The sequence below is a fragment of the Aeromonas sp. sif2416 genome (assembly GCF_019218665.1).
GTDB lineage: Bacteria > Pseudomonadota > Gammaproteobacteria > Enterobacterales > Aeromonadaceae > Aeromonas > Aeromonas encheleia.
Window position 1 is genome coordinate 1 of record NZ_JAHUXC010000010.1, and the last position, 12,943, is coordinate 12,943.

Here is a 12,943-nt window from a genome sequence, read left to right on the forward strand (position 1 = left end):
CTCGGTGGGTGGGGGCATGTGCCTTGCATTAGGATTCGTAATTTCCGTCAGTGGAATCGTTCATCCTCAGATGCTCAACTCAGGGCCATCAAGTGACCCGCCAATACTGCACGGGGCTTGGCCCCGTCCCCCCTGGTACTAACAGCTGCTGCAAGCAGCACGATAACGACTATGGCGCCAAAGGCAGGGTATCCCGTGCCGAGGCTGACCGGCGCTTGCGCCAGTGCCTGATTGCCCAGGGCAAGCTGATTATGGCCTGGCTGTTCTGGGCCGCCTGCCGCGCTGGCGGCTGGTATTTCTGGAAGGACAAGACGAATGATTGATCTCTATCTTAAGGCAGGCAGTAAGTCGGCCATGACGTTGGCCCTCAAGACGGCGGGCTTTATCCAGGATCCCGATAGCGGGGCGCTCTATCACCCTGCCGCCGCGCTTGATGTGATCGGCGCCATCTACGCGCCGACTGGTGAGACCACCATGGTGGAGGGCGAGCGGGTGCCGGTGACAGCCCCAGTCCCCGGCTACCATGCCAACGTGCGCACCACATCGGAGGCGCTGGCCACTGCCCTCGATGCCCTGCGCCTCTACCCCGAGACGCCCGTGCGAGTGTGGGCCTGATGTGAATCCGCCCCGGCCAAGTGCCGGGGTGTCAAAATGTACGACGGCAGAAGGCCTAATCCTATCAAAGTCATATCAGGTACAAAATCTGGTACAGAATTAAAGTTGGTGGTAAGTTTTTAATAAAATTCAGATGTTTACTATGCGGTTTCGTAATCGTGGAAGTAGAAGGTGGGCTCGCTGCCTGGCTGTGCTGTTTTGCTCATGTTGTTCGAGATGGGCTGTCCGATGGCGGCGCCATGGCGCCTGGGTGGGCGGTGCCATGCACCGCAGTTGCCAGCATGGTAAACCATAGCGCAGGCAGAGCGAAGCCTGGGGCGGTTGCCTGCTGTTTTAATGGGCAGAATGAAACGGTGCTATTTGGCTATATCCCTCACTTTCTGCTCCACCTGATGGGCGATGGCCCGAATATGTGCCAGTTCCAGCGTGCCGACGCGCAACTGTGGCAGCACCTGTTCATCTCCTTGAAGCGGGATAAACAGCGGGTTCAATTATGCCCATCTATGTAAGGCGTACTCTTTTTGCCGCACGAACATAAGGTTGCAGAGAAAGGATAGTGGTCGTGAAGGCGGGCAGGTAAATCCTGTCGCAGTTGGGACCAACTCGAGATCCCGCTCTGCTCAGGGGTTGTCACCGGATGAGGTTGGCATCAGGCTATGCAGATCGAGCAGGGTGAAGAAGCCGCCCTCATGAGGGTACCAACCGCCGGTGTCGATGTAGTACACATTGCCCAGGCGGGCGGGGGCGCTCAGCGGGGTGTGGCCCACCACCAGGGCGACCAGATCCGCGACTCCACTCTCATCCCGCAGCTCTATGCGGCGGCGTGACCACAGGCAGACGTTCTTGATGGCCCGCAGCTGGCCGCCGGCCACCCCACCGTCCAGCTTGTCCAGCAGCGTTTGCCAGGAGGGGAAGGGGCAGTCGGCATGCAGCAGGCCGACCGGGCCGCTCGGGGTGGCCACCTCGATGGCAATCGGCAGTGCGCGGTAGCGGGCGGCAAATTCGTCTCGCTCGGCGCTGGCCAGGCGCTGAAACCAGGCGCCCCCATTCTGGATCCAGTTGTCTTTATCGCAGCTCTCGTGGCGGCAGACGTAGTCGTCGTGATTGCCACACACTGAGTGGAACCAGGGGCGTGCCAGCCAGTCGAGGGCCTGAGTGCACTCAGGCCCGCGATCGGTCAGATCGCCGACGGAGAACAGGCGATCGCACACAGGATCGAAGCCCACCCGGTTCAGCGCCTGTTGCAATAGCGCAAAATAGCCGTGGATGTCACCGACGGCCAGATCGCGCCCCCGGCGGTTGAGGGGGAAGCGTCGGATCAGTGGCGCCTTGTCCATGCCTGCCTCCTTGGTTGGGGTCGTCGGCCCAGGGCGGTGCCGAATGGCCGCTGCGGATGATTGCGTCGTGGATAAGAGCAGCATGGCACGCTCTGCCTCGGCGGTGTAGGAGCGGGCGGGATCAGGGCGCCCCGTCGCCCGGCGGCCGGGCTGGCGCACTCAGCGTCGCCGACTTTCCCGGCATTTTTCTGGGCATACACAGCCGAAGGATCCCATCCTAATGAAGACCGCCATCCGCTTCACACAGGGAGTCTCATCATGGCCGAATACAGGGTTCGTCTGGTTGCCCGCCACCCGCTCGCCGAAGGCACCATGGCCTTTCATTTTGAAAAACCGGAAGGGTTTGACCACAAGCCCGGTCAGGCCCTGGATCTCAGCCTGCCGGGACATCAGGACAACCCCAGATCCCCCGATGTCCGCCACACCTTCTCCATCGTCAGTGCGCCCCATGAGGACGAGTTGCTGGTGGCCACCCGCATGCGGGACAGCACCTTCAAGCGTGCGCTGGGCGCCCTGCCCATCGACAGCAAGCTCCAGATCAACGGCCCCTTCGGCTCGCTCACCCTGCACAAACAGCCGGAGCGCGCCGGCGTGCTCATCGCCGGCGGCATCGGGATCACCCCCTTCATGAGCATGCTGCGGCACGCGGCCAAGCAGCAGACTCCGCAGGACTTGCTGCTGCTCTACAGCAACCGGCGGCCGGAGGATGCGGCCTTCCTGGCCGAACTGCAGCGGCTCGAGCGACTCAACCCGAGATTTCGCCTGCTGGCGACCATGACGGACATGGCGCACTCGGCGCAGCCCTGGCAGGGCGAGACCCATGTCATCGACAGCCCCTGGCTGAAACAGGCCATCACCGGGCTGGCCAACCCGGTCTGCTACGTCTCAGGCCCGCCGCTCATGGTCGAGGCCATCTGCCAGGCGCTGACGGCGGCCGGCGTGGATGAGGAGAACGTGCGCAGCGAATCCTTCTATGGCTATTGAACAGGGTGCCGGCGCCACTCCCGTCGACTGCAGATTGAAATAGCGGCCTGTCATGTCGTGCGCGGCAGGCCTGCCTACCAGCCGTCCCGCCCTCGCGGCGGGACGCGCTTTTTCCCTGCTCGTACATAAGGTTACAGAAGATTGATAGCCGCCCCGAGGGCACTGGTGTAAACCTGATGGCGACTGGCAGGGAGAGGGGCGCGGCGATGGCACCCCGGCCGAGGTTCGTTCTCATTTGGACTGTATTTTCTCCACCCGACGTGGATTCTCTCCTTAGTCTCAATGGGGTGTGTTTGTTATTTCTCTCCTGACAGGAATCTTGAATGTGGCGTTCGCTGTTGATCTGGTTGGGCCCCCTGTGCAGCCTGTTGCTGCTGGGGGCGGCATTGACCGTGCTGTATCGTTTGACCCACCTCTGGCACTGGCACGACATCCGGCTGGCCATCTGGTCCCAGCCCTTGCCGCAGCTGGGCGGGGCGCTGCTGCTGACCCTGCTCAGCTATGGCTGCCTCTGCTGCTATGACCTGCTGGCGGTGCGCGCACTCGGCAGGCGGCTGCCCTGGCAACAGATCGGCATGACCTCCTTCATCGCCTACACCTTCTCCAATACCCTGGGGTTTGCGCTGCTGACCGGCTCCTCGGTACGCTACCGGATCTACTCCTCGCTCGGACTCGGCACGGGGGAGGTGGCCAGAGTCATACTGTTCTGCTCCATCACCTTCTTCCTCGGTCTGCTGGCCTGGGGCGGCGGCGCCTTGCTGCTGGGGCAGGCCGCCAGCCTGTTGCCTGGCTGGCCGGCATGGACCGGCTGGCTGTTGCAGCTGGTCGGCGCCCTGGCGCTGCTGGCGGTGCTGGGCTATCTGCTGTGGCCCAGGCCGGCCCTCTCCTGGCGCGGGCACGATCTGGTGCTGCCAACCTTCAAGACGCGCCTGCTGCAACTGCTGATCGCCCTGCTGGACTGGCTGGCCGCCGCCGCCGTGCTCTATGTGCTGTTGCCGGCGGGCAGCGTCTCCTACCCGGTGCTGCTCAGCGCCTTCGTGCTCGCCAGCTTCCTCGGGGTGCTGGCCCATGTGCCCGGCGGGATAGGGGTGTTCGAGGCGAGCATGAGCCTGCTGCTCGCCCAGTATCTGCCGGTAGACAAATTGCTGGCCTCCTTGCTGCTCTATCGCTGCGCCTATTACCTGCTGCCCTTCCTCTGCGCCCTGCTGCTGTTTGCCAGCCAGGAGGCTTTGCAGCAGCGGGCCCGCTGGCACCGGCTGCAGGGGATCATGGCCGCCATGCGCGAATTCCTGCCGGCCCTGATCAGCCTGGGCACCTTCGCGGCCGGCACCCTGCTGCTCTGCTCCGGCATGCTGCCGACCATGCGAGGGCGGATCGAAGCCTTGCTGCAGCTGTTGCCGCTGCACCTGCTGGAGCTGTCCCATGTGCTCGGCAGCGTCAGCGGCGTGCTGCTGATCCTGCTGGCCCACAGTCTCTATCGGCGCCACGATGCCGCCTTCCGGATCACCCAGTGGCTGCTGGCGCTCGGGTTGCTCTTCTCCCTGCTCAAGGGATTTGACTGGGAGTCGGCCCTGCTGCTCGGCACCTTCCTGCTGATCATCACCCCCTGCCGCAGCCTGTTCTACCGCAAGGGCTCCCTGCTGCATGCCCAGTTCACCCCGGGTTGGCTCCTGTCGGTGGGCGCCGTGCTGCTGTGGGCGCTGTGGCTGCTGCTGTTCTCCTATCGGCAGGTGGCGTATGACCACAGCCTCTGGCTCCACTTCTCGCCCCATGGCGCCGCCTCCCGTGGCCTGCGCGCCATGGGCAGCGTGATCGCCGTGCTGGCCGCGGTCGGGGTGGCGCAGCTGCTGGCGCCCTTGCGGATCTCCGGTAACAAGCCGGATCAGGAGGCGCTGGCCAGGGCGCAGGCACTGGTGCGGCGGGAGGGCGGTGGCCACGGCTATCTGGCGCAGCTCGGCGACAAATCGTTGTTGTTTCACCCCGGCGGCGAGGCGTTTCTGATGTATGGGGTCGAGGGCAATGGCTGGATAGTGATGGGGGATCCCATCGGCCATGCCTCGCTCATCGAGGAGCTGCTCTGGCAGTTTCGCGAGCTGTGCGATGAGCACGACGTCAATCCTGTGTTCTATCAGGTGTCGGCCCGCTATCTGCCGCTCTATCTGGATCTCGGACTGATCCCGTTCAAGCTGGGGGAGGAGGCCATCGTCGAGCTGCGCGAGTTCGATCTCGCCAGCAGTCGGCTGCGCAACCTGCGCCAGAGCCATGCCAAGGGCAAGCGGGAGGGGCTCAGCTTCGAGGTGGTGGATGCAGATCGGGTCGTCGCCTTGCTGCCCAACCTGAGCGCCATCTCCGACGCCTGGTTGCAGGGCAAGCAGGGCAAGGAGAAGGGCTTCTCGGTGGGCAACTTCGAGCCCGGCTACCTCGCCTTGAGCCCGGCGGCGCTGGTGCGGCAGGGTGGGGATCTCGTCGGCTTTGCCAACCTCTGGGTCAGCGATGACAAGGAGAGCCTCTCCATCGATCTGATGCGCTACGACACGGATGCGGGCACGGCGCCCATCATGGACTTCCTGTTCGTCGAGCTGCTGCTGTGGGGCAAGGCCCAGGGCTATGCCAGCTTCAATCTCGGCATGGCGCCCATGTCCGGCTTCAACGACCACCCGCTCGGTGGTTACTGGGCCCGGCTTGGCAACACCCTCTTCACCCGGGGCAGCCGCTTCTACAACTTCCAGGGGCTGCGGCGCTACAAGGAGAAGTTTTCCCCGCGTTGGGAGCCCCGCTATCTGCTCTGCACCAGCCGATTGGCGCTGCCCGGTACCCTGACCCACCTGATCTCCCTGATAAGCCGCGGCCCGCTCGGGCTGATGAAGAAATAGGAGTCGGCCATGAGAGCCCTGTTGTTACTGTCCCTGCATTGTTTTTTGCCATCCCCGTTGAGTCGGGACCTGCTTTGGCCCGTCAAGCGAAACGGGAGTGGCTCATGAGAGCGCTGTTATTGCTGCTGCTGTGTTGTTCGTTTCCGCTCTTCGCCGCCTCGGTGAAGGCGGATCTCGGCCTGGTGGAACTGCCGGTGGCGCAGGCCTCGTCGGCGCCCATGGTGGTGTTCCTGAGTGGGGACGGGGGCTGGGCCGCGCTGGACAAGGGGCTGAGCGCCGAGCTGCAGCGCCACGGCATGCCGGTGGTGGGCTGGAGTTCGCTCAGCTACTACTGGCAGAAGAAGACGCCGGCGCAGGCAACCCGGGATCTGGTGCGGATCCTGGACGACTATCAGGCGCGCTGGGGACGCCAGCGCTGGCTGCTGGTGGGCTTCTCCTTCGGTGCCGAGATAGTGCCCTTCGTCATCAACCGCCTGCCGGATGCCTATCGCAACAGCCTGGTGGGGGCCGTGATGCTCTCCCCCTCGACCGCGTCGGATTTCGAGATCCACGTCAGCGACATGGTGGTGCATGGCGAGGCGGGCAGCTATCCCACCCAGCCCGAGGTCAAGGCCATCCACAGCCTGCCGCTGCTCTGCGTGCAGGGGGCCGAGGATGACTCCCCGGTGCGGCTATGCCCTCGGCTGCAACAGACCAACGTCAGGACGGTCACGCTGCCGGGGGCGCACCACTTTGATGACGACTATGGTGCGCTGTTTCAGAGCATCGTCGCTCATCTGCCTCTGGTGCAGGGGTCGGCTGCGCCGTGATCTCGGGTGGCAAGGCCAGGTCGGATGGTGTTGGGATGAGGCAGGCGTGACGGGTTGGAGGGAGCAAGGCAATCAATGGGGCAGGGCCTAGAGGCGAGCCCGATGAATTGGCCCGCCTCATGGGTACTTCTGGGTCGTTAAAGCGCGGCCATGGCCTCTCTGACCAGGGCGCCTATCTTGTCCCACTCCCGCCGATCGATGAGATCGGCCGGGACCATCCAGGTGCCACCGCAGGCAAACACCGATTTAAGAGCCAGGTAATCCTTCACATTGCTCGGGCTGACACCGCCGGTGGGCATGAAGCTGATCGGGTAGACGGCACTCATGGCCTTGAGCATGGGCAGGCCACCGGAGGGCTCCGCCGGGAAGAACTTGAGGGTGCGCAAGCCCAGCTCCATCGCCTGCTCGACCAGGCTGGGGTTGTTGACCCCGGGGATCATCAGCACGCCGCGTGCCTGACAATACTGGACGATGCGCGGGTTGAGGCCGGGGCTCACGATGAAATCCACCCCGGCGTCGATGGCCTGATCCACCTGGGCTGTGGTGAGCACGGTGCCGGCCCCGATGATCATGTCGGGGAAGGCGGCCCGCAGCTGGCGGATGGCCTCGGCGGCGGCGGGGGTGCGGAAGGTGATCTCGGCGCTCGGCATGCCGTTGTCCATCAGGGCCCGACCCAGAGCCACGGCGTCATCGGCATCCTTGATGGCGATGACGGGAATGATCTTCAGGGTCGACAATTTTTCAAGCAATGCAGTCATGGGATGCCTCTGTGGTAGGAAGGGGAGTGGTCGGCATCGCCGGGCGGGGAATGATGGCCCCGCGATGCTGGATGACGGTGCTGGCCAGCAGATGGGCATAGTGCGCCGCCTCGCTCGCCGCCTGCCCGGCCAGCCGCTTGGCGAGGTAGCCGGCGCTGAACGAGTCACCCGCTGCCGTGGTATCGATCACCAGCTCCTTGGCCAGAGACATGGCAGAGACCTCGTCGTGCCGCTCACCTTGCACTATGAGGCAGGGCTCGGCGCCGCGTTTGATGATGATTTCCGGTACGCCGAGCGCCTGGGTGCGCGCCAGGGTCTGGGTCTCATGACTGTCGCCCCAGAGTGCTATCTCGTCATCCAGCGTCAGGAAGGCGATATCCGTCAGCGCCAGCACGGCGCCATAGGCCTGCTGCGCCGCCTCTTTGCTTTCCCACAGCCGTGGCCGGTAGTTGTTGTCGAACGCTATCTTCACGCCGGCCGCCCGGCACTCGGCCAGTCGTCGCAACAGGTTCAAGCGATCGGCGGGGGAGAGGATGGCGAGGCTGATGCCACTCAGGTAGAGGTAGTCAAAGCCGCGCAGTTGCTGGCAGATGGTCTCGGCCGTCGGGCCCTGCAGCCAGTAGCGGGCCGCCGCGTCGTTGCGCCAGTAGTGGAAGGTGCGCTCGCCCTGTACATCGGTCTCGATGAGATAGAGGCCGGGCAGCTTGTGCTCGAGGCGCTGCACCAGCTCGGTGTGAATCCCTTCCTGTTGCCACTGGGCCAGCATGGCGTCGCTCATGGCGTCGGTGCCGAGGGCCGTCACATAGTGCACGGCCAGCTCGGGGTTGGCACGGGTCAGGTAGACCGCCGTGTTGAGGGTGTCTCCGCCGAAGTGGCGCACTATGCCCGCCTTGCTCTCGGATAGTTCGATCATGCACTCGCCGATGACGGCAATCTTGGTAGGCATATGTCCTCCCGCGTTGATGATGGGGCACATTATATGTCATGCCCAATCGCCATCAAGTAAATTAAAACAATGTTTCATTAAATTATTTATAAATGTGAATTTGATCTGGAAGGGATGAGGACCAGTCTTTTGCTGGCCGGTTGGTCACAGCTCCGGCTATGGCGGCGCGGATCGAACAGGGCATGGGGCGGGTCAGCCGAGATGGCGTCGTCCAGCGCCAATATCCGCGGCCATGACTATGATTGCGCAGTCGTTTTAAATATAATGAAACGACGGAATTTATAAGGAGATCCCTATGTCAGTGGTAGATAACTCGCCGGATTCGGTCTCGTCAGTCCTGAAAGTGTTCGGCATCTTGCAGGCGCTGGGCGAACAGAAAGAGATTGGCGTCACCGAGCTGTCCCAGCGGATCATGATGTCCAAGAGCACCGTGTATCGCTTCCTGCAGACGATGAAGACCCTGGGCTACGTCAACCAGGAGGGGGAGTCCGACAAGTACACCCTGAGCCTGAAGCTGTTCGAACTCGGTGGCAAGGCGCTGGAGCATCAGGAGCTGATCCCGATCGCGGATAACCAGATGCACCGCCTCGGCAAGCTGACCAAGGAGACCCTGCACCTGGGGGCGCTCGATGAGGACAGCATCGTCTACCTGCACAAGATCGACTCCGAGTACAATCTGCGCATGTATTCCCGCATCGGTCGCCGTCGCCCGCTCTACAGCACCGGCCTTGGCAAGGTGATGATGGCCTGGCTGCCCGAGGAAGAGGTGCGCAGCATGCTGGCCAACGTGACCTTCGAGCGTTTCACCGATCGTACCCTGACCGACGTCGATGCCTTGCTGGCGGAGCTGGCGCTGGTGCGCGAGCAGGGATACGCGGAAGACAACGAAGAGATGGAGCCGGGCCTGCGTTGCTTCGCCGTGCCCATCTACAGCCGCATGGGCCGCATCATCGCGGGGCTTTCCCTGTCGCTGCCAGTGGTGCGCTTCGAGGAGGCGAAAGGCGCCGAGCTGGTGCGTCTGCTGCACGAGGCGGCAAGCCACATCTCCGCCGACATGGGGTTCCACGACTACCCGTTCGTCCCGCGCTAGGGCGGGAAAGCCGGCACCTGTTGCTGGCGCCGTGAGACATTTACAGGGGGCGTGCAAGGCATGCCCTCTTTATTTGTCCGCTTGCCAACAGACGAAAAAGGCGCCCTCGGGCGCCTTTTTGCATGCTGAGGAATTAACGGGCCAGCCAGCCGCCGTCGACGGCGATGGTGTAGCCATTGATGTAATCGGAGGCGGCGGAGGCCAGGAAGACCACGGGGCCCATCATGTCATCCGGCACGCCCCAGCGCCCGGCCGGGATCCGCTCCAGGATGGCGGCGTTGCGGTCATCATCGGCGCGCAGGGCTGTGGTGTTATTGGTGGCCATGTAGCCGGGGGCGATGGCGTTGACGTTGATGCCCTTGCTGGCCCATTCGTTGGCCAACAGGCGGGTGATCCCCATGACGCCGCTCTTGGACGCGGTGTAAGAGGGCACGCGAATGCCACCCTGATAGGAGAGCATGGAGGCGATGTTGACGATCTTGCCACCCTGGCCCTGGGCCATGAACTGTTTCCCCACGGCCTGGGACATGAAGAAGACGCTCTTGATGTTGATGTTCATCACGTCGTCCCAGTCTTTCTCGCTGAAGCTGATGGCATCTTCGCGGCGGATGATGCCAGCGTTGTTGACCAGGATATCGACGCGACCGAAGCGGGAGACCGCCTGATCCACCAGTGCGGGCAGGGCATCCACCTTGCTGACATCGGCCTTGAGGCTCAGGAAGGTGCGACCGAGCGCCTCCACCTTGGCGATGGTGTCGGTGGGTTCGACGATGTTGATGCCGACGATGTCACAGCCGGCTTCGGCCAGACCGAGCGCCATGCCCTGGCCCAGACCGGTGTCACAGCCGGTCACGATAGCGACCTTACCCTTCAAATCGAATGCGTTGAGAATCATCTTGTTTCCTCTGCTGCCACCCTGGGTGACAGGCATGATGGGGGGGAATACGGGCAGTGCAGACTGCCCGGCACAGAATGGGAATTAGCGCAGATCCTTGACGGCCACATGATCCATGTCGCCGAACACCTGGTTCTCGCCGACCATGCCCCAGATGAAGGTGTAGGCCTGGGTGCCGACACCGGAGTGGATGGACCAGCTCGGGGAGATCACCGCCTGCTCGTTGTGGACCAGCAGATGACGGGTCTCGTCCGGCTTGCCCATCATGTGGAACACGGCGGCATCGTCCTTCATGTTGAAGTAGAAATAGACTTCCATGCGGCGCTCGTGGGTGTGGCAGGGCATGGTGTTCCACAGGCTGCCCTCTTTCAGCTGGGTCATGCCCATCACCAGTTGGCAGGTCGGCAGCACATCTGGCACCAGGTACTTGTAGATGGTGCGGCGGTTGCTGGTGGCCGCGTCGCCCAGGGTGCTCGGGGAGGCCTGCGCCTGGGTGACCTTGCGGGTCGGGAAGCTCACATGGGCCGGGGCGCTGTTGTAGTAAAACTTGGCCGGCTGCTCGGCGCTGACGCTGGCAAAGCTCAACTCGCGGGCACCCTGACCCACATAGAGCGCCTCGGCGTTGCCGATCTCGAAGGTGGTGCCATCGACCACTACCACACCGGGACCGCCGATGTTGATGAGGCCCAGCTCGCGGCGCTCCAGGAAGTAGCTGACGCCGAAGGTCTTGCCCAGCTCGTCCGAGAAGGCGAGGGGACCCTGGACCGGCATGATGCCACCGAACACGATGCGGTCGATGTGGCTGTAGGTCATGGTCAGCTGGTCCGGCGTGAAGATCTCTTCTACCAGGAATTCACGGCGCAGGCCCTGAGTGTCCAGCTGTTTGGCATGATCGCTGTGAATGCTTTGACGAATTTGCATGGTTAACCTCGATGAGCGCCGCAGGTTGGCAGTCGCGTTGTCTGTAATGACCATAATAATAACAAGCAACAAATAAAAATCAAAACGGTGTTTTGTATTTTTTATTTATTGAGATTAAACTCCGTGCCCGGTGTGGCTCATGGCCGTGCCGGGCCCGTCGAACCGGGCCACAGATGTCTTTGCGGCATGAGGACAGGCTCGCGGCGAAGGCAGACAGGCTGCCGCCCTGCCGGGTGGCGGCGACAGGACATTCGTTGCCAATCTCATTCAATAACAGGTCTACCAATGAATAAGTGTGTTTCATCCAATCGAATCATCATGTTGGCCGGGGTGGCTGCGCTGAGCACCATTCTGTTCGCCTTCGATACCGCCTCCCTCGGGTTGTGCGCGGCCTTCCTGACCACGGGATCCTTCTCGCTGCAGGTGTTCGACATCCTCAAGACGCGGGAAACCAAGGCGATTTCCACCAAGATGTATCTGGTATTCATCAGTGGTCTGTTGTTGTGGCTGACCTATGGCCTGAAATCGGGCGACACGCCGCTGATCATGGCCAATGGCATCACCCTGCTGCTGGCCAGCGCCGTCATGGTGCTGAAGTGGAGCAATGAACGGGCCTGACCCAAGGGTCGCGAGAGAGGCCATCCTCCGCTGGGGATGGCCATCGGACGGGCCATCCTTTATCGGGGCTCAGCTCCCTCTCTCTCTGGTGGATGAACCAAGCGGCGCCCCGGGCGCCGTTTGTCGTAGGGGGCTGATCCTCTCCAGCATCCCGTGTTATCGACTCAAGTGGCGCAGATAGGCCACGCTCTCCCGCAAGGCCTCCCCCGTCAGCTCCTCGACGATGATGGGAATATGGGTCAGCTGACACTGCGCCAGCATGGCCAGCACCTCGGCATAATCGATCAGCCCCTGCGCCAGTCCCACCGACACCTTGTCACGCCCCTCCAAGATGAAGTTCTTGAAATGAAACAGCCGGATGCGCTCGCCATGCCGGCCGAGAAAGTCGGCCAGGATCTCGCGCCAGGCGGCGGCATTGTCGGCATCCAGCAGGTTGGCCAGATCCAGGGTCACCAGGAAGCGTTCCCCCAAGCGCGCGTTCAGCCGCGCCAGACTATCTGCGTCGTGAATGATGTGATCACACACCGCTTCGACCAGAAAATCGCAACCGGCCTGCGCCAGCTCGGGCCTTAACTGCGCCAGACTCTGCTCCACCTTGTGGAAGGCGGCGGCCCCGTGGTTGTCCGGATGCCGGGTCCAGTCATCATCGTTCAGGGAGCCGGTCTCGCTGCCCACGGCGTCGATGTGGCAGCGTTGGGCGAGCTCGATGTTGAGTCGCACCCGTTCCATCTCGCGCGCCAGGAAGTCGGCGTCGGAGTGGGCGGGGTTGAAGTAGCTGGCCAGCAGGAAGATGGAGAGATCGGCCTGCTGGAGGTGCTGGATATGGGTGGCCAGGATGTGGGTATCGCGGGCCTGATAGGCCTCGGGCCAGCTCTTGTGCACGGCCAGTTGCAGCCCGTCGAGGCCGAGCTCATGTGCCTGGGCGATCAGCGCCGCCGGCGTCTGATCCGCGAGATCATGGGCACGGGCCCCAATCTTCAATCTGTTCATGACATGCTCCTGTGGGTCATGGCGATGGTGTCTCTGACGGCGCCTTGGCTCGGGGGCTTGGGCTGGCATCAGAAACGGCTTGCGAGCCCATCTGGGCTCGCAAGTTC

13 protein-coding genes are annotated in these 12,943 nt (G+C 62.9%); 6 read left to right on the forward strand and 7 right to left on the reverse strand.

The window, feature by feature from the left end; translation table 11 throughout:
• Positions 1 to 315 precede the first annotated feature (315 nt).
• Positions 316 to 615, forward strand: a complete 300-nt coding sequence (locus KW821_RS16485; protein WP_218292214.1) for a hypothetical protein — start codon at positions 316 to 318, stop codon at positions 613 to 615.
• 356 nt (positions 616 to 971) lie between these two features.
• On the opposite strand, the gene KW821_RS16490 is transcribed toward KW821_RS16485, so the two are convergent.
• Both KW821_RS16490 and KW821_RS16495 read right to left on the reverse strand, forming a co-directional pair.
• Positions 972 to 1,106 carry a hypothetical protein gene (locus KW821_RS16490; RefSeq protein ID WP_256353529.1) on the reverse strand — a complete coding sequence of 45 codons (135 nt, stop codon included), beginning with the start codon at positions 1,104 to 1,106 and terminating at the stop codon, positions 972 to 974.
• Positions 1,107 to 1,235: 129 nt separating this feature from the next.
• A complete protein-coding gene (locus KW821_RS16495; RefSeq protein WP_218292215.1) occupies positions 1,236 to 1,952 on the reverse strand; it encodes a metallophosphoesterase in 717 nt (238 codons plus the stop codon).
• A 258-nt stretch (positions 1,953 to 2,210) separates the two neighbouring features.
• Between KW821_RS16495 and KW821_RS16500 the strand changes: the two genes are divergently transcribed.
• The 3 genes from KW821_RS16500 to KW821_RS16510 all read left to right on the forward strand — a co-directional run bounded on the left by KW821_RS16500 (position 2,211) and on the right by KW821_RS16510 (position 6,618).
• A complete protein-coding gene (locus tag KW821_RS16500; protein WP_218292216.1) occupies positions 2,211 to 2,936 on the forward strand; it encodes a ferredoxin--NADP reductase in 726 nt (241 codons plus the stop codon).
• A 323-nt stretch (positions 2,937 to 3,259) separates the two neighbouring features.
• A complete protein-coding gene (mprF, locus tag KW821_RS16505; RefSeq protein WP_218292217.1) occupies positions 3,260 to 5,809 on the forward strand; it encodes a bifunctional lysylphosphatidylglycerol flippase/synthetase MprF in 2,550 nt (849 codons plus the stop codon).
• 104 nt (positions 5,810 to 5,913) lie between these two features.
• Positions 5,914 to 6,618 carry a virulence factor gene (locus KW821_RS16510; protein WP_218292218.1) on the forward strand — a complete coding sequence of 235 codons (705 nt, stop codon included), beginning with the start codon at positions 5,914 to 5,916 and terminating at the stop codon, positions 6,616 to 6,618.
• Positions 6,619 to 6,755: 137 nt separating this feature from the next.
• Here the strand turns inward: KW821_RS16510 and KW821_RS16515 are convergent, their stop codons facing one another.
• Positions 6,756 to 7,376: a bifunctional 4-hydroxy-2-oxoglutarate aldolase/2-dehydro-3-deoxy-phosphogluconate aldolase gene (locus KW821_RS16515; protein ID WP_218292219.1), complete on the reverse strand. Its 621-nt coding sequence runs from the start codon at positions 7,374 to 7,376 to the stop codon at positions 6,756 to 6,758.
• Positions 7,360 to 8,322 (reverse strand): sugar kinase, encoded by a 963-nt coding sequence (locus tag KW821_RS16520; protein ID WP_218292220.1) that lies wholly within the window; start codon positions 8,320 to 8,322, stop codon positions 7,360 to 7,362. Before KW821_RS16520 ends, KW821_RS16515 begins: the two co-directional genes overlap by 17 nt.
• A 295-nt stretch (positions 8,323 to 8,617) precedes the next feature.
• Here KW821_RS16520 and kdgR point away from each other — a divergent pair, with 295 nt between their 5' ends.
• Positions 8,618 to 9,412, forward strand: a complete 795-nt coding sequence (kdgR, locus tag KW821_RS16525) for a DNA-binding transcriptional regulator KdgR (protein WP_242380176.1) — start codon at positions 8,618 to 8,620, stop codon at positions 9,410 to 9,412.
• Between the two features lie 133 nt (positions 9,413 to 9,545).
• Here kdgR and kduD read toward each other — a convergent pair whose 3' ends face one another.
• Together kduD and kduI are read right to left on the reverse strand one after the other, a co-directional pair.
• A complete protein-coding gene (gene kduD, locus KW821_RS16530; RefSeq protein WP_218292221.1) occupies positions 9,546 to 10,307 on the reverse strand; it encodes a 2-dehydro-3-deoxy-D-gluconate 5-dehydrogenase KduD in 762 nt (253 codons plus the stop codon).
• An 84-nt stretch (positions 10,308 to 10,391) separates the two neighbouring features.
• Positions 10,392 to 11,228 (reverse strand): 5-dehydro-4-deoxy-D-glucuronate isomerase, encoded by an 837-nt coding sequence (kduI, locus tag KW821_RS16535; protein WP_218292222.1) that lies wholly within the window; start codon positions 11,226 to 11,228, stop codon positions 10,392 to 10,394.
• A gap of 318 nt (positions 11,229 to 11,546) precedes the next feature.
• Between kduI and KW821_RS16540 the strand changes: the two genes are divergently transcribed.
• Positions 11,547 to 11,846 (forward strand): SemiSWEET family sugar transporter, encoded by a 300-nt coding sequence (locus KW821_RS16540; RefSeq protein ID WP_218292223.1) that lies wholly within the window; start codon positions 11,547 to 11,549, stop codon positions 11,844 to 11,846.
• 156 nt (positions 11,847 to 12,002) lie between these two features.
• On the opposite strand, the gene KW821_RS16545 is transcribed toward KW821_RS16540, so the two are convergent.
• Positions 12,003 to 12,836 (reverse strand): sugar phosphate isomerase/epimerase, encoded by an 834-nt coding sequence (locus KW821_RS16545; protein WP_218292224.1) that lies wholly within the window; start codon positions 12,834 to 12,836, stop codon positions 12,003 to 12,005.
• Between the last annotated feature and the right edge of the window lie 107 nt (positions 12,837 to 12,943).